This is a genomic window from Bacillus cabrialesii (assembly GCF_004124315.2).
GTDB classification, from domain to species: Bacteria; Bacillota; Bacilli; order Bacillales; family Bacillaceae; genus Bacillus; species Bacillus cabrialesii.
Map to the genome: position 1 here is coordinate 3,727,925 of NZ_CP096889.1, position 23,048 is coordinate 3,750,972.

Genomic DNA, 23,048 nt, shown 5'->3' on the forward strand with positions numbered 1-23,048 from the left:
GAAATAGTTAACCAAGTTAAGTAATAACCCTCTAAAAAATGACCGATCATGATCTTTATACGACTTTGTGACAATTATTCGAACAATGTCTCAAAACTATTTACTTTACGTAAGCTATTGTATTCCTGTCAAAATCAAAATTCAAGAGAAGAAAATTACTTAATTTTTTAATACACTTAATTAAATTTTTTAATTATCCATTATCAGAATATAAAAAAAACACCGGTGTTTTGACCGGTGCTTTCTATCTATATACCCATGTTTTGGACTATATCTTAGATTTTCCTGGGACTTCGTGATGATGCCTGCATCTTGCTTCATACGATTCGGATGCGCCTACCATGATGACCGGATCATCGTAAGAAGCAGGTTTGCCGTCTATCAGGCGCTGTGTTCTGCTCGCCGGTGACCCGCAGACGGAACAGACGGCTTGCAGCTTCGTCACAGTTTCCGCAATCGCCATAATATCCGGGACGACGCCGAACGGCTCTCCTCTAAAATCCATATCAAGTCCCGCTGCAATCACACGGTAACCTTTATCGGCAAGAGATGATAAGACTGCAACAATGTCGTGATCAAAAAATTGCACTTCATCAACTGCAATCACATCCGTACTTTCACTGATGTGATCCCAAATATCCGCAGCAGAAGAAATGGCATAGCTCGTCATGGATGTTCCATTATGGGAGACAACAGCATCTTCACTGTAACGATTATCAATCACAGGCTTAAATACTCTGACTTCCTGCTTGGCATAAGTCGCTCTCTTCACTCTTCTGATCAGCTCTTCAGATTTCCCCGAGAACATGCTGCCGCAAATCAGCTCAAGCCATCCGCTTTGTTTCATTATGTACATAGGCTCCGCTCCCCTCTCTCTGCCAGCTGTGTTTTAGACAATATAAAAAACAGGCAAGACTGCTTCCTGCCTGTTGAAAAATCTATTATTACTTAAGACCGTATTTTTTGTTAAAGCGATCAACACGACCATCAGCAGAAGCGAATTTTTGACGGCCAGTGTAGAATGGGTGGCATTCAGAGCAAATCTCAACGCGTACCTCTTCTTTTACTGAGCCTGTTTCAAATTCATTTCCGCAAGCGCATTTAACTGTTGCTTTTTTGAAATTAGGATGAATTCCTGCTTTCATTGTATCCATCTCCTTCCGCCCTGAATCCCGTGTGGAAACAGAGTTATTATTTCGGAGCGTTGTCCGAAACGCATATGAGAAAATTATATCAGTGATTTACTTCTTTTGCAAATACAATTTATCGTCTAGCAGATGATAGATTTGCCTGTTTCCATTCTTGATTGAGAATATCGAAAAATTCTTGGTTTGTTTTGGTTTTTTTCATTTTTCTCATGAACTTTTCTGCGAAATCAGGTGAATCAGACATCGTTTTGCGGATCGACCATAAACGATCAAGATGCTCTTTAGGCACAAGCAGTTCTTCCTTGCGCGTTCCTGAACGGCGGATATCGATGGCCGGGAAAATGCGGCGCTCTGCCAGAGACCGGTCAAGGTGAAGCTCCATGTTGCCTGTTCCCTTGAATTCCTCATAAATCACATCATCCATACGTGATCCTGTATCGACAAGAGCCGTAGCAAGGATGGTTAAGCTGCCGCCCTCTTCGATATTTCTCGCAGCACCGAAGAAGCGTTTCGGACGGTGGAACGCCGCTGGGTCAATCCCGCCGGAAAGCGTTCTTCCGCTTGGCGGAATTACTAAGTTGTAGGCCCGCGCAAGTCGTGTGATGCTGTCCATCAGGATGATAACGTCTTTTTTGTGTTCTACGAGACGCATCGCGCGCTCAAGTACAAGCTCGGCCACTTTGATATGGTTTTCCGGCACTTCATCAAACGTTGAGCTGACGACATCCCCAGCTACAGAGCGTTCGATATCGGTCACTTCCTCCGGTCTTTCGTCGATCAGAAGCACGATCAGTTCTGCTTCAGGCTGGTTTGCTGTAATGCTGTTGGCAATTTCTTTCAGAAGCATCGTTTTTCCGGCTTTTGGCGGCGCCACAATCAAACCGCGCTGTCCAAATCCGACCGGCGCCATCATGTCCATAATTCTTGTAGACAAGAAGTTCGGCTTTGTTTCAAGCACCATTTGACGGTCTGGGTAAAGAGGCGTAAGAGCCGGGAAATGTACACGCTCTTTTGCAGATTCGGGATCATCCCCGTTTACTGCTTCAACGTGCAAAAGTCCATAGTAGCGCTCATTTTCTTTTGGCGGGCGAACCTTGCCTGATACTTTGTCTCCGTTCCGCAAATCGAAACGGCGGATTTGTGAAGCTGAGATGTAAATGTCTTCTGAGCTTGGAGAGTAGTTGATCGGTCTCAGGAAGCCGAAACCTTCAGACTGGATGATCTCAAGAACGCCTTCCATGAACAGCAGATCTTCCTGTTCTGCATTCGCTTTCAGAATGGCGAAAATGAGTTCTTTTTTTGTCAGTTTGCTGTAATAGGAGATTTTATAATGTCTTGCAAGTTCATAAAGCTCTTTCAATTTCATATTTTCCAAAGAGGAAATAGATACGTCTTTCATAAAAACACCACGCTTTTCATAGTCAATATCTTACTCTGCACATGTAAATCTGCTGCTTTTGCACAACATCCGCCAAAGCACATTCTTTTTTTAACATAAAGGAACTTCTATCGGTAACACTTCCACCCATGATCGGCGCTTTTGTTAAAAGGATTGTCTTAATGAGTTTTGAAGGAAGCGAGGACAAAAACATGAGAAGATCAATACTTATATCGTCTGTATGCGGTAGAAATTGAAACTTTCCTAGTGCTTAAAAGAAGGAATTACGCAGTAAAATTCGCAGCACTCTTTATTTTTACCTTATTTCAAAAAATTATTCAACTGAAATAAGGTTTTGACACGGAATTGATAGAGTTGACGCTTTTCTGCAAAAGAAAAGCGGGCTTATACCCGCTTTTTCTGTTTGTTATGGACGGATTACAAGATTTGGTTTCTTTTTCAGGCTGTGTCTGCCGTCAACAAAACGGACAGTGCCTGATTTTGCACGGATAACTAAGCTTTCAGTTGTACCGACAGAGCCTTTGAATTGAACGCCTTTTAACAGCTCGCCGTCAGTTACCCCGGTAGCTGCAAAAATCGCGTCATCACCCTTCACAAGGTCTTCCATACGAAGGACTTTGCTTAAATCAAGGCCCATGTTATTACAGCGTATGATTTCTTCCTCGCTTTGCGGAAGAAGTTTACCGATAATTTCTCCGCCCAGTGCTTTTAACGCAACAGCGGAAAGCACACCCTCAGGAGCTCCGCCTGACCCGAACAGAATGTCAACGCCCGTGTGGTCGAAAGCCGTGTTGATGGCGCCTGCGACATCGCCATCATTGATCAATTTGATTCTGGCGCCGGCCTCACGAAGCTCGGAAATAATTTTCGCGTGTCTTTCACGGTTTAAGATTGTGGCAACGACGTCCTCAACATCCTTGTTTTTCGCTTTCGCCACCGCTTTAAGGTTATCAATGACGGGTGCTTCGATGTCAATACAGCCCACCGCTTCCGGGCCGACTGCGATTTTTTCCATATACATGTCAGGAGCGTTCAAAAGCGTGCCGTGGTCTGCGACCGCGATAACCGTCAGCGCATTCCAACCGCCGCTTGCCAGGATGTTTGTGCCTTCAAGAGGATCAACCGCGACATCGACGCGCGGGCCGTACCCGTTCCCGAGCTTTTCCCCGATATACAGCATCGGCGCTTCGTCCATTTCGCCTTCACCGATCACAACGGTTCCTTTCATTGGAACTGTATCAAAAACATCTCTCATTGCGCTTGTCGCCGCTTCATCAGCCTCGTCTTTTTTCCCCCGGCCCATCCATCTTGCAGATGCCAATGCCGCAGCTTCGGTCACACGTACCAATTCCATAGATAAACTTCTTTCCATTTCAACACGATCTCCTCTCACAAGAAACCATTATGAATTTTGAAGCTGTTCTATTTCTTCGTCAGTCATTCTTTCACGCCAGATTGTCGCTCCAAGCCCCTCAAGCTTCTTCTCAAGGCTGCTGTATCCGCGGTCAATATGCTCCAGACCCGTAATTTCCGTGACGCCGTCAGCCATCAGGCCTGCTACCACCAGACAGGCTCCGGCACGCAGATCGCTCGCCTTCACTTTTGCGCCTTGAAGCTCGACAGGACCTGTGATGATGGCAGATCTGCCTTCTACTTTCATATTGGCACCCATTCGTCTCAGCTCATCAATGTGCTTGAATCTTGCCGAGTAAATGGTGTCTGTGACGACACTTGTTCCTTTTGCCCTTGTCAGCAGCGCCGTCATCGGCTGCTGCAAATCAGTCGGAAATCCCGGGTATACAAGGGTTTTGACATCAACCGGCTTTAAATGCTTCTGTCCGCCGACAATGAGAAGCTGGTCGTCGCTTGTTTCGATATGATAGCCCATTTCTCTCAGCTTTGCCGTTAACGATTCAAGATGAGTCGGAATCACATTATCGATAATGACTTCCTTGCCCATTGCAGCCCCTGCAATCATAAATGTCCCGGCCTCAATTCTGTCCGGAATGATCGTATGCTTGCAGCCGTGCAGTTCCTTCACGCCGTCAATTCGGATCACATTGGTTCCCGCACCTTTGATTTTGGCGCCCATGCTGGTAAGCAGGGTCGCCACATCAATGATCTCAGGCTCCTTGGCAGCGTTCTCGATGATCGTTTTCCCTTCCGCCAAAACAGCGGCAAGCATAATGTTAATGGTTGCCCCTACGCTTACGACATCTAAATAAATGCGTGCGCCTCTCAGCCTTTCAGCACGCAAATAAATGGCGCCCTGTTCATTGGTCACTTCAGCTCCGAGCGCTTCAAAACCTTTGATATGCTGGTCAATCGGACGCGGGCCCAAGTGGCAGCCGCCGGGCAATCCGATGACGGCCTGCTTGAAGCGGCCGAGCATCGCCCCCATTAAATAATACGACGCGCGAAGCTTTTTTACTTTCCCGTTAGGAAGCGGCATGCTGATCATCGACGTGGGGTCAACAACCATTTCCCCATTCTCAAAATGCACGTTGCCGCCGATTTCCTTTAACAGGTCACGCAGCGTTTCAATATCTGAAATCTCTGGAAGCCCTTCAATTGTCACCTCGGAATTTGCCAAAATGGTTGCAGGTATTAATGCAACAGCACTGTTTTTAGCGCCGCTGATATGTACTGTACCGTTTAACGAGTCACCGCCGGCAATATTCAACTTTTCCATGATAGTCTCCTTCCATAAGAAGATAGCTGCGGAGCTAAATAAAATGTCATTTTATTCTGTCTCTGCAAATAAAGCTCATGTCCAAAATCTAGCCAATTCGCAGAGAAAGAATACAACACATTGTAAAATATCAGGAAGAAAATAGCGAAGCTTTGCGGGGTACAGGTTTCGAAAGTTGCACAGAGACCCGCCGGTTCGAGAGACATCGTCGTCATCCGGCAAAAGCAGTACGCAAACCCTTCATTCCGATATCAGCTTCTGCAGCCCAATGATTCATTCTCTGTAAAGCGGCGTCAGCATCTGTAGGTCCGCTGTATCAGGACGGTGAAAAACAAAGGCCGCGGCAAACAGGCATAAAGCTGTTTGCCGCCCTTTGCCATTATTTATTCCAGTCTGCCAGGAATTGTTCGATTCCTTTGTCTGTTAACGGGTGCTTAGTGAGCGCATGAATGACTTTCAGCGGCATTGTGCCGATATGAGCCCCTCTTAGTGCGGCTTCTGTCACGTGCTGCGGATGGCGGATTGACGCCGCAATGATTTGCGTGTCAAGACCGTGAATGTCAAAAATCTGTTTGACGTCAGAGATCAGGTCAAGCCCGTTGTGGCCGATGTCATCTAAACGTCCCAGGAATGGAGATACATATGTTGCTCCTGCTCTGGCAGCAAGCAGCGCCTGGTTTGCATTGAAGATCAAAGTGACGTTCGTTTTGATGCCTAAGTCAGTAAGTGCTCTTACCGCTTTTAAACCGTCAGATGTCATCGGGATTTTCACCGTAATGTTCGGTGCGATTTTCGCCAGTTCTTTTCCTTCCTCGATCATTTCCTCAGCTTTCAAAGAAATAACCTCTGCGCTTACAGAGCCTTTCACGACATCTGTGATCTCGCGAAGACGGTCGTGGAATGATACGTTAGCTTCTTTTGCTACTAAACTAGGATTCGTCGTTACACCAGCGAGGATTCCTAATTCATTCGCTTCTCTGATTTCATCGATATTAGCTGTATCAACAAAAAATAACATTTTCAAAAAGCCTCCCTGAGTAAGAAATTTTCTGAACTGTGAATATGATTGCGCTTTCTATAGATAGACGGAAAACCGCCTGTCAAGCTGTCAGGCGGCTATAAACGTTCCAATTGAATTAAGCTTGGTTTGAAGAACCAAATTCACGCATTTTACCGATAACTGTTTCTTTGATCGCTTCACGAGCAGGTCCAAGATATTTACGAGGATCGTATTCGTCAGGCTTAGCTGCCAATGTTTCGCGAACAGCTTTTGCAGAAGAAATTTGGTTTTCAGTATTCACGTTGATTTTAGCTGTACCAAGTGAAATTGATTTTTTGATGTCATCAGTCGGAATTCCAGTACCGCCGTGAAGAACTAGCGGAAGACCAGTTGTTTTTCCGATCTCTTCCATTTCTTTGAAGCCAAGGTTTGGCTCACCTTTGTAAGGGCCGTGAACAGAACCTAATGCAGGTGCAAGGCAGTCGATGCCAGTGCGCTCAACAAGCTCTTGGCACTCTTTAGGGTCAGCGTAGATTACGCCTTCAGCGATAACGTCATCTTCTTGTCCGCCTACTGTTCCAAGCTCAGCTTCTACAGATACTCCGTGGAAATGAGCAAGCTCAACAACTTTAGCAGTTGTTGCTACGTTTTCTTCAAATGGATGGTGAGAAGCGTCGATCATTACAGATGTGAAACCTGCATGAATCGCTTTCGCACAAGATTCAAAGCTTGAACCGTGGTCTAAGTGAATTGCAACAGGAACTGTCACTTTGTACTCTTCCATAAGTGCTTTTACCATAGCTACGACTGTTTTGAAGCCGCCCATGTAGCGTCCCGCACCTTCGGAAACACCAAGGATCACTGGAGATTTTTCTTCTTCAGCTGCTTGTAAAATCGCTTGAGTAAACTCAAGGTTGTTTAAGTTAAATTGTCCTACAGCGTACCCTTTTTCTTTAGCTGTATTCAACATTTCCGTCATAGAAACTAAAGGCATGTCGAATGTCCTCCTTATGTAGCCTGATTGTCTTCTAGCGAAAAAAGCTCTCCATCCTAGCATGACCCATCTATTGCTGTCATATGTAAATACCAGATCGCTTTTTCTCCATAACTAGAATACCAACTTTTCGACAAATCGGCAACACAATGACATGATTCATTTGTTTCTTCTTTTTGTCAGTTAGACTTCAGGGGCAGATATTTTTTCACGGCGTCTCTGATTTCGTCGATGTCAAACGGCTTCGCAAAGTGCGTAAGAGCGCCCAGTTCCTTTGATTCCTGGATCATGTCGAGCTCTCCGTATGCGGTCATGATGATCACCCGGATGTTTTCGTCAATAACCTTCATCCGTTTTAGGATTTCGATTCCGTCCATGCCGGGAATTTTCATGTCCAGCAGCACAAGGTCGGGCCGTTCTTTTGTCACGATGTCGAGCGCCTGAAGGCCGTTTGCAGCCTGAAACGTCTGGTAGCCTTCTTTATTGAACACTTCATTAAGCAAAATACGTATGCCGTATTGATCATCAACGATTAAAATTTTTTCATTCATCATTTTACACCCCAATATTATGATTTTCGTCAAAAGTAAGCAGTAGTGTATGTATTCTGTTTGATTTTCCTATTTCCTTTAATTATAATAGTCTACTTTACGACATTTTCTGAGCATTTTCTCTTTTGTTGTATACTGATATTGTACGTTATAAAGGAGGATTCACTTATGTTGAAAATATTTACGACGCAGTTAACAGGTATTTTTTCCCGCATTCAGGATAAGGAATCTGACGCGATTGAAGATGGGGCGCGGCTGCTTGCTCAAGCGGTAATCAGCGGGCATTCCATTTATTTATACGGAGCAAATGAGCTTCAGGGCGTCTTTTATGAGGCAACCGAAAGCAGAGAGCCCTTCCCATCCGTCAAAGCCTTTCCGAAAAGCGCTGAGGAAGTGACAGAAAGCGACAGGGTGCTGATGTTTTGCTCGGGGACGGGCACACCCGAGGAGCAGGCGCTCGCGAAAGAGCTTTATGAAAAAGGTGCGGGAGTCGTATGCGTTTCGCCGGCTGCCAAAGAGAGTGCGGGAATTGAACAATATTGTGATGTGCATATTGATTCTAAATTAAAAATGCCGCTCGTTCCCGATGAAGACGGCACCCGTTACGGATTTCCCTCTTTAATGACAGCACTGTATGTCTACCATGCTTTATCGTTTACATTAAAAGAAATTCTGCAAGAGTATGCATAATATCTTATTGTACATGCTGTATCTTGCCGGAAACAAATAAAAAAGACTTGCCCGCTTTTGACAAACGGCAAGTCTTTTTTTGTTACTTCTGATTTGCAGCTTCGACAGACGCTCCGATGAAGCCTTTGAATAGAGGCTGAGGTCTTGTCGGTCTTGACTTGAACTCTGGATGGAACTGAGAAGCCACGAACCAAGGATGGTCTTTCAGCTCGATGATTTCAACAAGGCGTCCATCAGGGCTTGTGCCTGAGAAGATGAAGCCTTGGTCTTCCATTTGCTGTCTGAATTCGTTGTTGAATTCATAGCGGTGGCGGTGGCGCTCGTATACCACTTCATCCTGATACACTTCAAAGGCTTTCGTGCCCTCTTCAAGCTTACAAGGGTAAAGGCCGAGTCGCAGCGTTCCTCCGAGATCCTCAACATCCTTCTGTTCAGGAAGAAGGTCGATGATCGGATATTGAGTTGACGGATCAATTTCCGCTGAGTGAGCGCCTTTTAAGCCCAATACGTTTCGTGCATATTCAATAGATGCAACCTGCATGCCCAAGCAAATGCCCAAGAACGGAATGTTGTTTTCGCGCGCGTATTTAGTAGCGACGATTTTGCCTTCAACACCGCGATCTCCGAATCCGCCCGGCACGATGATTCCGTCCGTTCCGCTTGTGAGCTCTTCGATGTTGCTTTCTGTCACTTCTTCGGCGTTGATCCATTTCACTTTTACATCTGTGTCAAACGCATAGCCCGCATGGCGGAGTGATTCAACAACAGAAATATATGCGTCAGGAAGCTCAACGTATTTGCCGACAAGACCGATCGTGATCGTTTGAGACAGGTTGCTGACTTTGTTAACAAGCTCTTTCCACTCTGACATTTCCGCCTCTTCGCATGACAATTGCATGTGCTCGCAAACAAGCTTATCAAGCCCTTGTTTTTGAAGCTCAAGAGGAATGGAGTAAAGGTTGTCCGCATCTTCACACTCGATCACCGCTTTTGTATCGATGTCGCAGAATAGCGCGATTTTATCTTTCATATCTTGAGAAATCGGCATTTCTGTACGAACGACGATGATGTTTGGCTGAATGCCCAAGCTGCGCAATTCTTTTACGCTGTGCTGTGTCGGTTTTGTTTTCAATTCGCCAGCAGCTTTAATGTAAGGTACAAGCGTACAGTGGATGTACATCACGTTTTCACGGCCGATGTCGCTCTTCATTTGGCGGATCGCCTCAAGGAATGGCAGTGATTCGATGTCTCCGACGGTACCGCCGATTTCTGTAATGACGACATCTGCGTTTGTTTCTTTCCCCGCGCGGTACACACGGTCTTTCAGTTCGTTTGTGATGTGCGGGATGACCTGTACGGTTCCGCCAAGATAGTCTCCGCGTCGTTCTTTTTTAAGAACTGTTGAATAGATTTTACCTGTTGTCACGTTGCTGAATTTATTCAGGTTGATGTCGATAAAACGCTCATAGTGACCAAGGTCCAAGTCAGTTTCAGCGCCGTCATCCGTTACGAATACTTCACCGTGCTGGTACGGGCTCATTGTTCCCGGGTCAACGTTGATGTATGGATCGAATTTTTGAATCGTCACGTTTAATCCGCGGTTTTTCAGCAAACGTCCCAATGAAGCTGCTACAATACCCTTTCCAAGTGAGGATACGACTCCCCCGGTTACAAAAATATATTTCGTCATTTCGTTTGCTCCTCTCTTCGCTCTTAGCTACATTTTTAAAATGTACTGTTTTATAGAAAATCATTTAGCCTTTTAAATGATTTATAAGAAAAATGAGGGGTGAAAATAAGAAAGCTCCCTTTCAATTTCTTGAAAGGGAGCATAACGCACTATGTTCTCTCTTCGTTTTTGAAGAGCCCAAAATACATACTACATAGTTCGACTATGAAAGTCAAGATCGTTTTGCAGATGAAATCTTTTACGATTTGAGATCCTCTTCGTCTTCTTCATAGTCTTCATCTTCTTCATCAATAATATCCTCTTCGATCTCAAGATCGTCGTCGTCTTCATCGAGATCTTCATCGTCAAAATCGTCGGCGTCAAGATCAAGTTCTTCCTCAACTTCGTCCAAATCAAGGTCATCTTCATCAACCTCTTCAAACTCGTCAAGATCAAGATCTTCTTCGACTGCTTTCTTCGCTTTTTTCTTTTTCGCCTTGACTGTCGGCTGAGTTTCTTCATCAAGCTGATCATACGGATACCAGCTGCGAAGCCCCCAAGTCTGGTCAGAAAGCGCCAGGAAACGGCCGTCAATGTTTAAATCTGTATAAAATTGAGCGATGCGGTCTCCAAGCTCTTCTTTTTTCACGCCGAGCAAAGATGCGATTTCATTTAAAAGCTCCTGAAATGGAACTGGTTTTTTATGTTCTTCAAATAATTCGTGAGCGATTTCAACTAAAGCCATTTCCTTTAGCTCTTCCTGTGAATATTGTTTGATACCCAAGGTCGGACACTCCCTTTCTATTACTTATATGTATCTGTTTTATCAATAATGAAAGCGATTTTGTATCGTTCTTATACAAACCATACCTCTCATTATAAACAAAATAAAACAGAATATGCTACCCTTAACAGCGTTAATTTAAATAATTTTACAAGAGTGATCCGACTGATAGATGTTTTGCGTTAATCCGCGAGCATTCTGGAGATGACAAGTCTTTGAATTTCTTGAGTGCCTTCATAGATTTGCGTGATTTTCGCATCACGCATATATCGTTCGACCGGATAATCTTTTGTATAACCGTAGCCGCCGAAGATCTGCACGGCTTCGGTCGTTACCTTCATCGCCGTATCTCCCGCCAGCAGTTTGGACATGGCGGAAGCTTTTCCATACGGAAGACCTGATGATTCAAGCCATGCCGCCTGATAGGTCAATAGCCTTGAAGCTTCTATCATTGTAGCCATATCCGCGAGTTTAAAAGCGATGCCTTGCTGCTCGGCGATCGATTTTCCGAATTGCTTTCTCTCTTTTGCGTATTGAAGCGCGGCATCAAGCGCCCCCTGAGCGATGCCCACTGCTTGGGCGGCAATACCGTTTCTGCCTCCATCAAGCGTCTTCATCGCGATTTTGAAGCCTTCCCCTTCTTCTCCGAGACGATTTGCTGCGGGCACAACACAATCTTCGAATGTAATTTCCGTTGTCGGTGACGAACGGATGCCCAGCTTCTTTTCTTTCTTGCCTGTAACAAAACCTTCAGCATCTTTTTCTACAATAAAAGCGGAAACGCCTTTTTTCTTTTTCTCGGGATCAGTGATGGCAAAAACAATGTAAATATCCGCGATCCCGCCGTTTGTGATAAACACTTTTGACCCATTTAGCACATAATGATCACCGATTCGTTCAGCAGTTGTTTTCATGCCGCCGGCGTCAGAACCGGACCCTGCTTCAGTCAAAGCGAAAGCGCCGATTTTCTCTCCGAGGGCCAGCTGTGTTAAATGCTCTGTCTTCTGTTCTTCCGTCCCATAGGCAAACAGCGGCCAGCTGCAAAGAGAGATATGGGCAGAAAGCGTCACACCGGTGGAGGCGCACACTTTTGACAGCTCCTCCACCGCCATGACGTAGGCCAGATAGTCACTTCCGATTCCTCCATATTCTTCAGGCCACGGAATCCCCGTCAGCCCCAGATGCGCCATTTCCCGAAACAGCTCCCGGTCGAAGCGTTCTTGCTCGTCGCGTTCCGCCGCTGTCGGGGCCACCTCATGCTTTGCAAAATCTCGCACTAATTTCCGTATCATTTCGTGTTCTTCTGATAATGAGAAATTCATGGTTTCTCCCCCATTTTCATATCAGCGCCTAAGACAGATTGGGCCAGTAGCTCGGCGACATCATATGTTTTAACCCGGTCCTCGGCTTCTTTTGCCTTTGTGCCGTCTCCGAGCATCGTGAGACAGTACGGACATCCTGAGCCGATCACCGAAGGGTTGACCGCAAGCGCTTGCTCTGTCCTGGCGACGTTAATCCTGTTGCCCGTTTCTTCCTCCATCCACATTAACCCCCCGCCTGCCCCGCAGCACATGCCGGTTTCCCGGTTTCTCTCCATTTCAATCAGCTCTACGCCCGGAATGGCTTTCAAAATCTCCCTCGGCGGATCATAGACTTCGTTGTACCGGCCCAAGTAGCATGAATCATGGAAGGTAATCGTCTCATAAAGCGGGTGCTGCGGTTTTAATTTCCCGTTCTTCACCAGCTCGGCCAGCACTTCTGTATGGTGATAAACCTCGCCTTCGAATCCGAAATCAGGGTACTCGTTTTTAAATAAATTGTATGCGTGCGGATCGATTGTAACGATTTTTTTGATATGATTTTTTTCAAATTCGGAAATATTCTTCTCTGCCAGCTCTTGGAATAAAAATTCATTTCCGAGGCGGCGCGGCGTGTCTCCTGAATTTTTTTCTTTATTGCCGAGGATCGCGAAGGACACGCCCGCGTGATTGAGCAGCTTAGCAAAAGAGACGGCGATTTTCTGGCTTCTGTTGTCGTAAGACCCCATGGAACCGACCCAGAAAAGGTACTCAAATTCTTTTCCTTCTTTTTTCATTTCTTTTACGGTCGGAATCTCGGCATCCGGCGCCGCGTCACGCCAATTTTCACGTTCCTTGCGATTGAGGCCCCACGGATTTCCCTGCCGTTCGATGCTGGTCATGGCGCGCTGCGCGTCACTGTCCATTTTTCCTTCTGTCAGTACGAGGTAGCGGCGGAGGTCGATGATTTTATCGACGTGCTCGTTCATGACCGGACATTGATCCTCACAGTTTCGGCAAGTGGTGCACGCCCAAATTTCTTCCTCTGTGATAACATCTCCGATCAGGCTTGGATTGTAATCCAGCGCTGCTGCGGCTTCCCGCGATCCGCTGCCCGCTGACGCCGCGGCCAGCTGATTGCCTCTCGTATGCCGGAACGCTGCCGCGGGCACCCATGGCGAACGCGAGGTGACGGCGGCGCCTTTTTCCGTGAGATGGTCTCTGAGGCGCAAAATCAAATCCATCGGTGACAGCATTTTTCCTGTACCTGTTGCTGGGCACATATTGGTGCAGCGGCCGCACTCGACACACGCGTACAGATCAAGTAGCTGAGACTGCCTGAAATCTTCAATTTTACCCGCTCCGTAGCTTTCTTTCGTTTCGTCGGTAAAATCGATTTTTTCAAGCTTCCCGGCTGACTCCATTCGATTGAAGAAGACATTGGCAGGACCGGCGATTAAATGAGCGTGCTTTGACTGAGGCACGTACACTAAAAAACTCAGCAAAAACAGAAGATGCACCCACCATGCGATATAGAAAATCACCGCCGCGCCCGTTTTCCCGACACCGCCAAGCAAAAACGCGATGCCTGATGCGATCGGCTCGCTCCAAGAAAGCCCGTGCTCATGCCAAATGAGATTCATCCCGTTCCCAAGCAGGACCGTCAGCATTAACCCTCCGATAAAAATGAGAACGAGTCCTGCTTTGAAACCGCGTTTCAGCCTGACGAGCTTTTCGATATAACGTCTGTAGAATGCCCAGCCGACAGCGATTAAAATAAGAAACGTAACGATTTCCTGAAAAAAGGTGAAGGCGGGATAGACAGGGCCGAGCGGCAGATGCCGGTCAGGAGCCAGTCCTTTGATGATAAAGTCGATTGCTCCGAATTGAACCAATATAAATCCGTAGAAAAACATAACGTGAATGATTCCGCTTTTCTTGTCCTTGAGCAGTTTTTTCTGTCCGAATACATTCACCCATATGGCGCGAAGCCGTTCCTTGATCCGTTGGTCAAATTGTTCCTTCTGTCCGAGTCTGATGTAGGCCAGTCTCGTTTTGACCAAGTAGACAAACAAACAGACAGCGTAAGCGGTTACAATCAGAAACAACAATGCATTTGCGATGAGAAAGCCGCTCATTCCAATTCCCCCTTTTACTGATAAAAAACGCGATCCCCTACTCTCGAATCTGTATATGATTATCTTTATGATAAATAATGAATGAGTGTTCAGTCAATAATTAAATTCCTGCTGTTCGGGCACACTATCTTTACTATGGAAAGGAGTGCCGGGATGAAGGTATTTTTCGTGATTCTTATCATTGTCATCATACTATTGGCTTTTATTCTGCTTGATATCTTCATGGGACGCGCCGTTTATAAAAAAAACGCGTACGAGCCCGTTTTCACTAAAAAGAAGAGTGACATTGAATTGATCCACTGCGGCGCTGATCTTGTGGAACGGATGATGGAAGACATCCGTCAGGCCGTTTCCTCTGTCCACGTTATGTTTTTTATCATGAAAAACGATGAGGTCAGCCACAATATGTTTACGCTGCTGAAAACAAAAGCACAGGCCGGTGTTTCTGTTTATTTGCTTCTGGACTGGTCCGGCTGCCAAAAGATTAAAAAACCGGCGCTGGAGACGATGAAAAATGCCGGCGTTCATGTTCACTTTCTTAACAAGCCCCGCTTTCCCTTTTTCTTTTTTCATATGCAAAAACGGAATCACCGGAAAATCGCTGTGATAGACGGAAAAATCGGTTATATCGGCGGGTTTAACATCGCTGAGGAATACCTGGGAAAAAAGGCGAAGTTCGGCAATTGGGAGGATTATCATCTGCGTATGAAGGGAGAAGGTGTCCGCGATCTTCAGACGCTTTTTACAGCCGACCTGAAACGAAATACCGAATCAGCTGAACTGGGCCCGGATGTTTGGCCGGAGCTTCCGCAAGGGAATATCTCTCATAAGATTTATGCGACTGACGGTTATTCTCTTGAAAAAACGTATTTGGCAAATATCGCGCAGGCAAAAGAGCGCATTACTATTTGCACGCCTTATTATATTCCGACAAAATCGCTTCAGCAGGCCTTGGTCAAAGCAAGAAAAAACGGTGTAGCCGTTACGATTATCGTGCCGATGAAATCAGATCATCCGCTGGTCAGAGAAGCAGCTTTTACGTATTATTCGGAGCTTTTGGATGCCGGCTGTCTTATCTACCGTTTTTATCAGGGGTTTTATCATGTGAAAGCCCTGATTATTGACGATCATTTCAGCATCATCGGCACCGCCAATTTTGATCAGCGAAGCTTTTTTTTAAATGAAGAGGTGAATGTTGAAATCGATGATAAGGCTTTTACAAAAGAAGTCTATGCCACGATTGAAGAAGATATTAAAAGGTCGGAGCTGCTGACAAAGGAGAATTTCAAAAAACGCACCTTTAGGCAGCGCCCGGCGGAATGGCTTGGCAGAGCATTATCTTATTTTTTATAAAGGAGAGTTCCTATGATTTTCAGATTCGGGTTCGTTTCAAACGCGATGAGCCTTTGGGATGCGTCTCCCGCTAAAACATTAACATTCGCGCGTTATTCCAAGCTATCAAAGGATGAAAGAAAAGAAGCCCTGCTTACTGTGACAAAAGCCAATTTGCGCAATACGATGAGAACCCTTCACTATATCATCGGCCACGGTATTCCTTTGTACCGTTTTTCCAGTTCGATTGTGCCGCTGGCCACACATCCCGATGTGATGTGGGATTTTGTAACGCCGTTTCAAAAAGAGTTTCAGGAGATTGGAGAGCTTGTGAAAACACATCATCTGAGAACAAGCTTTCACCCCAACCAATTCACTCTGTTTACAAGCCCGAAGGAAAATGTCACAAAAAATGCGGTAACCGATATGGCGTATCACTACCGCATGCTTGAAGCCATGGGCATTGTCGATCGCTCGGTTATCAACATTCATATCGGCGGCGCTTACGGAGATAAAGAAACCGCCACTGCACAATTTCATCAAAATATGAAGAAGCTGCCACAGGAGATCAAACAGCGAATGACACTTGAAAATGATGATAAAACATATACGACGGAAGAGACGCTTCTGGTTTGTGAAAAAGAGGATGTTCCGTTTGTCTTTGACTTTCATCATTTTTACGCCAATCCAGATGACGACGCAGACCTGAATGAAGCACTGCCCCGGATGATCAAAACGTGGGAGCGGATCGGCCTGCAGCCAAAGGTTCACCTGTCTTCCCCAAAATCAGAACAAGCCATACGCAGCCACGCCGATTATGTTGACGCGAACTTTTTGCTGCCGCTGTTGGAACGCTTCAGGCAATGGGGAACAAATATTGATTTCATGATTGAAGCAAAACAGAAAGACAAGGCGCTTCTCCGCCTGATGGATGAATTAAGCTCCATCCGCGGCGTCAAACGCATTGGCGGCGGGGCTCTGCAATGGAAATCATAAATGTGCAAAATCAGGTTTACAGTTCGTCCGCTCTGGGAACATAGGCTATATAAGACAACAATCGATGGAGGAGAAAGATCATGAAAAACATCAAGTCTCTGAAAGTAGCCGCAAAGGCATTTACTTTAAGAAATTTGATTCATCTTTATAAAATGTGCCATTCCGGAAGCCACGAGGTTTATATTTATTCAAAGAAAACGATGTGCAAAATCAAAAGCTTAATTGAGCTTGAAACGTTCCGCATGGCTCATAATGAAAAGGAATATTTAATCGTAGTGGAAGGAACAAAAGCGCCACAGCTGATTGAAAAATTCCAAAATATCATTGAGCCCGCTGAAAGAGAAGCGCTTTAAATTTACATATAAAAAGGATAGACATCTTGTCTATCCTTTTTCTTATGAGTTTACATAGTGGAGCTGAACCGCCTGTCCGAATTGTTTCATCCCTTTTAACCTCAGCTTTGTTTCATTCGTTAGCTCGTGAAACAGCGGGATGCCGCTCCCTAAAACGACTGGAATAACAGTGATGATGAATTCGTCGATGGCGTTTTCTTTCATAAAGGCGTCCACCAGCTCTGCCCCGCCAGCTATCCAGATGTTTAAGCCTTTTTCCTGTTTTAAACGGTCAGTGAAGGCCTTGGCTCCCTCATTGATAAACGTCACGTGTTCATCCTGATAGCTGCCGGGCGTTCCTGTGAAAACGTAGCATGTTTTATCCTGATACGGGAAAACCGGCGTTAGAACTTTAACGTGTTCATATGTGCTGCGCCCTAAAACGACTGTATCAACAGTCTGATAAAAATCACTGTAGCCGTTATCCCCTTCACCTTCAAATTCATCCAGCCAATCAATGCTTCCATCTTCTCTCGCGATCATCCCGTCCAGCGAAACAGCAATGTACAGAACATTTTTTCTATCCATATTTTCCTCCTATTGCCGCACCATTTGCCCGAATTGCGCTTGATGCAGCCTGCTGTATAGGCCTCCGGCTTCGATCAGGTCATGATGGCGGCCCTGTTCTTCAATACCATTCTTTGTGACGACCACAATTCTGTCCGCGTCTTTAATCGTCGCCAGCCTGTGGGCGATCACGAGCGTCGTGCGTCCCTCCGATAATTCCTGAAGCGCCTTTTGGATGGCCGCTTCTGTTTCTGTATCAAGGGCGGAGGTCGCTTCATCAAGAATCAGGATCGAAGGATTTTTCAAGAACATCCGCGCAATTGACAGGCGCTGCTTTTGCCCGCCGGAAAGCTTCACGCCGCGTTCGCCGATGATGGTATCCAGCCCATCCGGCATGTTATGGACGAGCTCTTTCAGATGCGCCTGCTTCACAGCCTGCCAAATGTCTTCTTCTGATGCGTTTAATCGGCCGTAGGCGATATTTTCTCGAAGCGTGCCTGAGAATAAGAAAACGTCCTGCTGCACGACGCCAATCTGCCCCCGGAGCGAAGACAGCGTCATGTCTTTAATGCTGATGCCATCAATTGTAATGTCACCCTCCGTTGCTTCATAAAAGCGCGGAAGCAGACTGCATAGCGTTGATTTCCCAGCACCTGACGGACCGACGAACGCAACTGTTTCCCCCGTTTGAATAGATAGGTTAATGTCATTGAGGACGCTGTTGTATTCGTCATAGCCAAATGAAACATGTTCATAGCGTATATTGCCCTTCAGGCCTGAAACGTCTCTCGCATCAGGAGAATCCTGAATATCCGGCTCGGTCTCCATTAACTCCATATAGCTTTTGAAACCGGCGATGCCTCTCGGATACATTTCGATAATGGCGTTAATTTTGTCAATGGGCCTGAACAGCACATTCGTCAGTAGCACAAACGCCACGAACTCCCCGTATGATAAGGAGCCGCGAATGACAAACCACGTTCCGCACAAAAGGACAAACAGCGTGACAAACCGAGTCAGCATATAACTGATTGAACCGTTTTTCGCCATGATTTTGTATGAAGAAAGCTTTGTGAGACGGAAACGCTGATTGTTGACGGCAAAGCGTTCCTTCTCAAACGCTTCATTGCCGAACGCCTGCACAAGACGGATGCCGCCGATATTATTTTCTACCCGCGCGCTGAAGTCCCCGATATCTTTGTTCAGCGTGGTAAACGCTTTGGTCATTTTTTTGTTGAAATAAAGCGCCAGCCAAATGACAACCGGCATGATGATAAACGTTAATAATGCCAGCTGCCAGTTAATGAACAGCATCACCCCGAACGCCCCGAGAATGGTCATGACGGCAATGAATAAGTCTTCCGGGCCATGATGGGCAACTTCGCCGATGTACATTAAATCGTTCGTCAGTTTCGACATCAGCGTTCCCGTCTTGTTGTTGTCGTAAAATTTGAACGACAGCTTTTGCAAATGGTCAAAAAGCGACTTTCTCATATCGGTCTCGATATTGATCCCGAGCATGTGTCCCCAATACGTAACGATATACTGGAGAGCCGAGCTGAGCGCGTACACCGCAAATAATCCGATTGAGGTTGCGATGATCAGCCCCCAGTCCCTGCCCGGAAGCAAGGTGTCAATAAAATAATTGACGATCAAAGGAAAACTCAGCTCCATTAAGCCGCCCGCGATCGCCGAGAAAAAGTCGAGAAAGAACAACGTTTTATATGGTTTATAATACGAAAAAAATTGCCGCAGCACCTTATCTTCCCCCAATGCATAAATAACTGATAACATTTCTCAATTATACTATACACCGGCGGTTTTGAAAGATCAGATTTCTTTTTTCTTACAGAACACCCGAAAACAGACGGGCAAAGGATTCTTTTGTACGGTCAGCCATTCCCCTTTTATAAAAGCCGACAGGGCTGAGTTTTTCACTGTCCATCATATCCTCTTCGAAATGAGCTTCAAGTGTGCGGATCGCTTCGGCATCCGTGAAGAACACGTTCACTTCAAAGTTGAGCTGGAAGCTGCGCATGTCCATATTCGCGGTGCCGACAGAGGCGAGATCGCCATCAACGATCAAGACTTTTTGATGCATGAAGCCTTTTTGGTAAGAATACACTTCAATCCCCTCAAGAAGCAGCTCTGGGAAATAAGATCTTGACGCGTATTGCGTCAAAAAGCTGTCGTTCTTCTCCGGCACCATGACCCTTACCTCCACGCCTTTTGTCGCCGCTGCTTTCAGCGCCGTGCGAATGGACTCATTCGGGACAAAATAGGGCGTGGCGATCCATACTGATTTCTGTGCTGAAGAAATCATTTCATAATAAAGGTCGCTCATGCTTTCCTTCATGTCAGGACCTGTCGCGACAATTTGGTAAATGCCCTCTCCCTCCACGGGAACCGGGGTATTGTACTCCTCCTGATCAATTAACACTTCATTGGAGACATATTCCCAATCGAGCATAAAAATGGCGTGAAGCGTTTGCACAATTTCTCCTTCCAGCCGCAGGTGCGTGTCTCTCCAAAACCCGATGTACGGATCTCTGCTGATATATTCCTTCCCGACGTTTAATCCGCCCACAAAACCGATTTTCCCGTCGATAATCACGATTTTCCGGTGATTTCTGAAATTCAGCTTCTGGTTAAAAAATCCGTATTTCAGCGGAGAAAACGGAACGATGTCCACTCCCGCTTGTTTCATGTTCATGATATCTCTTCCAGCCAGCTTGATGCTCCCTGCGGCATCATATAAAAACCGCACTTCGACTCCTTGGCGCGCTTTTTCCATCATAATGTCCATCATCCCGCGGCCGAGCATGTCTGATTTAAACATGTAGTATTCAATATGTATATAAGATTCCGCTTTCCTCATCGCTTTGAAGATGTCCGGAAAAGTTTCTTCGCCGTTTTTCAGCACTTTGATATTGCTTTTCGTATTGATATTCATATGGGCCGCCCTGATGGAATACGAAAAAAACCTTTCCTGATTGTCCTTCAGGCCTGTCACTTCCGGCGTTTCCTCCATGTGAAACAGCTTCCTGAGCTTTTCCCTGTTGTACATTCGTTTTGTCTTAAACAGCTTGCCCTTCACATAAAGCTGTCCGGAAAACAGATAAAACATGTAGCCGGCGATCGGAAAAAAGACAAGAATGTGGATCCATAACAGCGTGTGCTGTGAGGTGCGGTTTTCAAGAATTAACGAATAGATGCTGAAGAAAATAATGCTGACATAGCAAAGCAATCCTCCGTAAAACTCAAGCCTGGAAACCGGAAAAAACCATATGACATACGCCCCGATGAGCATGATATATAAAAAGAAAAATTCCAGTCTCCTTTTCAGCATCCTGATTCTCTCCAATCTGATCCGATTACCACCGTATTACCTCTTTTTTCTAATCTGTAAACCTTCTATGTAAAAAGCCTCTCCGCAAAACGCGGAAAGGCTTATGATGAGGCTTCCTGAGATTGGCCGGGTGTGATGTTCTGGAGCAAAGCCGGCTTGAGGGAGTAGCTGCCTTTGATTTTATTTTTGAAGAAGCCGACGATCAGGCCCGTGACCGCAATCGACACTAAGGAGAAGAGCCCTTTCAGCAATCCGACGGAGAAAATGCCGGCCAGCACTACACCAAAATCGAAGAGGAAATTAACCGTACCCGGATTCCACCCGCAGCGCTTTTGCAGAAATAAAGCGAGGATATTGGCGCCGCCGAGCGATGCTTGATGATAAAACATGAGCGACAAGCCGAACCCGATCAGCGCACCGCCGCAAATCGAACCGGCGAGCGGTGAAAAAGAGACAGACGGCAGCCAGTGATCCGCGCTTGTAAACAGAGTCAGCGCTGTGACTGCAAAAACGGTGGATAGAGTGAATTTGATGCCCATTCTGACGAAAGAAAATACATAAAACGGGATATTGATCAGAAAGAAGATAATGGCAAACGAGGAATGAAACAAGTATGTCAGGCTTAGTGACAGTCCGGCCGTGCCGCCGGTTAATACATGAGAATGTCTGAGTGTCAGGACCCCGGCGCTTGTCATCAGACAAGCAGTTAAAATGAGTAAAATCCGCTTCATTCTTCACTCTCCTTGTCAGATGATGTTATTTCCACATACAAACATAACAGGAATCCCCGCCGCCCAGCCATTACCTTGGCAGAAAATATCCTGCGTTTTTATTTTTTCATCTAGATAAAAAAATCCCCCTCTTGCAGGGGGGATTTTCACGAGCGTTTCCGATATACAACATAGCTTCGGGTCAGATACTTGAGCGGCAGGCTGAACACGTGAACCAATCTCGTAAACGGCCACAGCATAAAAACGACGTATCCGATAAAGATATGAAACTTAAACCATAACGGGACACTCTCCATCAAAGAGGCGTCAGGCCTGAACAAAACGATTTCCCTAAACCACGGCCCGACTGTTGTCCGGTAATCAAATCCTTTCGAATCAATGTTGAGAAACGTGGCCGCAACGCCTGACAGCATCATGAACAGCAGCAGGAGGAGCGTAAGGATATCCGATGGCGAGCTCGTTTTGCGGATTCTTTTGTCAAACAGCCTTCTGTACGCCAGGATGACAAGTCCGGTACATGCCGCGATGCCCGCCGGCAAGCCAGCGCCGATCGCTATTTTGTGATACATATGCTCTGAAATGCCAAGGGAAGCATACACGCCTTCCGGGATCAGAATTCCCATGACATGCCCGCCGACGACGCACAGCAGTCCCCAGTGAAAAAGTGTGCTGCCCGCGGCGAGTTTTTTCTTTTCTAACAGCTCGCTTGATTTCGCCGTCCAGCCAAATTGGTCATGCTGGTAGCGGTAAATATGGCCGCCGATAAAGATTGTCAATACAATGTATGGCATAACGCCCCAAAGGATCTGCCCGCTCATGCCTGAACAGCCCCTTCTTCAGTGCTTTCACGCACACCGATGTTTTCCAGCGCGGCCAGCAGCACGTGCAGCAACTCAGCGTATATGCTGTCATTTTTTTCGAGGCGGGATGCAAGCTCCCTCACATTGGACAGATATTTTCCAAACACGCTTCTCGCTGCTTCAGCCTCCGCAACCGCGGCAAATTCCAGCATAAGCGGCAGATAATCTGGCAGTTCTTTCTCTGTCGGAAGGAAACCGGATTGCTGGTAGGTGTTTTTTAAATGCAGCAATTCAATGCCGCGTTCCCTTTGCTCGCCTGAGTTGAAGTATGTGACGTACATATTCGTTTTTTTCCCGAAGTCAAACGTGTAGACATAGTGTTCAATCAGCGCTTCTGGTGTAAAACAGGCTGACGCCTCGAAAAAGCGCAGCAGTTTCTCACGGATTTGCTGATTGCCAATTTCATGGATAAGAGCCTTCCAATCGGGAAGCTCGGCTCTCCACTCTTCATCCGGATAAGACAGAAGACAGGAAAGAGCGGAGAACGTGATTTGCCGGTCTGTGGTGTTCATCTTGTT

At 46.1% G+C, this 23,048-nt stretch carries 22 protein-coding genes and 1 pseudogene; 4 read left to right on the forward strand and 19 right to left on the reverse strand.

Translation table 11 applies throughout. From position 1 onward, the window contains the following. Positions 1-268 precede the first annotated feature (268 nt). From EFK13_RS19070 to spo0F, 9 genes and pseudogenes are all read right to left on the reverse strand, one after another. Positions 269-856: a thymidine kinase gene (locus EFK13_RS19070; protein ID WP_129507310.1), complete on the reverse strand. Its 588-nt coding sequence runs from the start codon at positions 854-856 to the stop codon at positions 269-271. Positions 857-944: 88 nt separating this feature from the next. Further along, positions 945-1,145 (reverse strand): 50S ribosomal protein L31, encoded by a 201-nt coding sequence (gene rpmE, locus EFK13_RS19075; RefSeq protein WP_003151132.1) that lies wholly within the window; start codon positions 1,143-1,145, stop codon positions 945-947. A 118-nt stretch (positions 1,146-1,263) separates the two neighbouring features. Continuing rightward, on the reverse strand, positions 1,264-2,547 hold the full coding sequence (gene rho / locus EFK13_RS19080) for a transcription termination factor Rho (protein ID WP_003221939.1): 1,284 nt from the start codon (positions 2,545-2,547) through the stop codon (positions 1,264-1,266). 30 nt (positions 2,548-2,577) lie between these two features. Continuing rightward, positions 2,578-2,740: pseudogene (locus EFK13_RS19085) on the reverse strand (hypothetical protein). A 213-nt stretch (positions 2,741-2,953) separates the two neighbouring features. After that, a complete protein-coding gene (gene glpX / locus EFK13_RS19090; protein WP_064815998.1) occupies positions 2,954-3,919 on the reverse strand; it encodes a class II fructose-bisphosphatase in 966 nt (321 codons plus the stop codon). 30 nt (positions 3,920-3,949) lie between these two features. Continuing rightward, a complete protein-coding gene (gene murA / locus EFK13_RS19095) occupies positions 3,950-5,239 on the reverse strand; it encodes a UDP-N-acetylglucosamine 1-carboxyvinyltransferase (protein WP_014115520.1) in 1,290 nt (429 codons plus the stop codon). Between the two features lie 379 nt (positions 5,240-5,618). Then, on the reverse strand, positions 5,619-6,257 hold the full coding sequence (fsa, locus tag EFK13_RS19100; protein WP_064815997.1) for a fructose-6-phosphate aldolase: 639 nt from the start codon (positions 6,255-6,257) through the stop codon (positions 5,619-5,621). Between the two features lie 118 nt (positions 6,258-6,375). Continuing rightward, entirely contained in the window at positions 6,376-7,233 is an 858-nt protein-coding gene (locus EFK13_RS19105; RefSeq protein WP_064815996.1) for a class II fructose-bisphosphate aldolase, read from the reverse strand. A 179-nt stretch (positions 7,234-7,412) separates the two neighbouring features. Continuing rightward, complete coding sequence (gene spo0F, locus EFK13_RS19110) at positions 7,413-7,787, reverse strand: sporulation initiation phosphotransferase Spo0F (RefSeq protein WP_003227621.1); 375 nt, start codon at positions 7,785-7,787, stop codon at positions 7,413-7,415. 165 nt (positions 7,788-7,952) lie between these two features. On the opposite strand from spo0F, the gene EFK13_RS19115 reads away from it, so the two are divergent. Further along, a complete protein-coding gene (locus EFK13_RS19115; RefSeq protein ID WP_129507309.1) occupies positions 7,953-8,474 on the forward strand; it encodes a DUF2529 domain-containing protein in 522 nt (173 codons plus the stop codon). 82 nt (positions 8,475-8,556) lie between these two features. On the opposite strand, the gene pyrG is transcribed toward EFK13_RS19115, so the two are convergent. From pyrG to EFK13_RS19135, 4 genes are all read right to left on the reverse strand, one after another. Further along, on the reverse strand, positions 8,557-10,164 hold the full coding sequence (gene pyrG, locus EFK13_RS19120) for a glutamine hydrolyzing CTP synthase (RefSeq protein WP_075748551.1): 1,608 nt from the start codon (positions 10,162-10,164) through the stop codon (positions 8,557-8,559). A 238-nt stretch (positions 10,165-10,402) separates the two neighbouring features. Then, complete coding sequence (gene rpoE / locus EFK13_RS19125) at positions 10,403-10,927, reverse strand: DNA-directed RNA polymerase subunit delta (protein ID WP_129507308.1); 525 nt, start codon at positions 10,925-10,927, stop codon at positions 10,403-10,405. A gap of 182 nt (positions 10,928-11,109) precedes the next feature. Continuing rightward, on the reverse strand, positions 11,110-12,249 hold the full coding sequence (acdA, locus tag EFK13_RS19130) for an acyl-CoA dehydrogenase AcdA (protein WP_129507306.1): 1,140 nt from the start codon (positions 12,247-12,249) through the stop codon (positions 11,110-11,112). After that, positions 12,246-14,363, reverse strand: a complete 2,118-nt coding sequence (locus EFK13_RS19135; RefSeq protein WP_129507305.1) for a heterodisulfide reductase-related iron-sulfur binding cluster — start codon at positions 14,361-14,363, stop codon at positions 12,246-12,248. The genes acdA and EFK13_RS19135 overlap by 4 nt, the downstream gene beginning before the upstream one ends. A gap of 153 nt (positions 14,364-14,516) precedes the next feature. Between EFK13_RS19135 and cls (EFK13_RS19140) the strand changes: the two genes are divergently transcribed. From cls (EFK13_RS19140) to EFK13_RS19150, 3 genes are all read left to right on the forward strand, one after another. Beyond that, positions 14,517-15,716, forward strand: coding sequence for a cardiolipin synthase (gene cls / locus EFK13_RS19140; RefSeq protein WP_129507304.1), 1,200 nt, complete (start codon positions 14,517-14,519; stop codon positions 15,714-15,716). 12 nt (positions 15,717-15,728) lie between these two features. Next, complete coding sequence (gene uvsE / locus EFK13_RS19145; protein WP_129507303.1) at positions 15,729-16,691, forward strand: UV DNA damage repair endonuclease UvsE; 963 nt, start codon at positions 15,729-15,731, stop codon at positions 16,689-16,691. 80 nt (positions 16,692-16,771) lie between these two features. Continuing rightward, positions 16,772-17,044: a hypothetical protein gene (locus EFK13_RS19150; RefSeq protein ID WP_129507302.1), complete on the forward strand. Its 273-nt coding sequence runs from the start codon at positions 16,772-16,774 to the stop codon at positions 17,042-17,044. Positions 17,045-17,086: 42 nt separating this feature from the next. On the opposite strand, the gene EFK13_RS19155 is transcribed toward EFK13_RS19150, so the two are convergent. From EFK13_RS19155 to narJ, 6 genes are all read right to left on the reverse strand, one after another. After that, positions 17,087-17,611, reverse strand: coding sequence for a dihydrofolate reductase family protein (locus tag EFK13_RS19155; protein WP_129507301.1), 525 nt, complete (start codon positions 17,609-17,611; stop codon positions 17,087-17,089). 9 nt (positions 17,612-17,620) lie between these two features. Continuing rightward, positions 17,621-19,348, reverse strand: coding sequence for an ABC transporter ATP-binding protein (locus tag EFK13_RS19160; RefSeq protein ID WP_129507300.1), 1,728 nt, complete (start codon positions 19,346-19,348; stop codon positions 17,621-17,623). Positions 19,349-19,436: 88 nt separating this feature from the next. Further along, positions 19,437-20,939, reverse strand: a complete 1,503-nt coding sequence (gene cls / locus EFK13_RS19165) for a cardiolipin synthase (RefSeq protein WP_129507299.1) — start codon at positions 20,937-20,939, stop codon at positions 19,437-19,439. 101 nt (positions 20,940-21,040) lie between these two features. Further along, positions 21,041-21,670 (reverse strand): YitT family protein, encoded by a 630-nt coding sequence (locus EFK13_RS19170; protein WP_064815984.1) that lies wholly within the window; start codon positions 21,668-21,670, stop codon positions 21,041-21,043. Between the two features lie 146 nt (positions 21,671-21,816). Then, the gene (narI, locus tag EFK13_RS19175; RefSeq protein ID WP_129507298.1) at positions 21,817-22,488 is read right to left on the reverse strand and encodes a respiratory nitrate reductase subunit gamma; all 672 of its coding nucleotides are present in this window, start codon (positions 22,486-22,488) and stop codon (positions 21,817-21,819) included. Beyond that, positions 22,485-23,042 (reverse strand): nitrate reductase molybdenum cofactor assembly chaperone, encoded by a 558-nt coding sequence (gene narJ, locus EFK13_RS19180; protein ID WP_129507297.1) that lies wholly within the window; start codon positions 23,040-23,042, stop codon positions 22,485-22,487. Before narJ ends, narI begins: the two co-directional genes overlap by 4 nt. Positions 23,043-23,048: the final 6 nt, after the last annotated feature.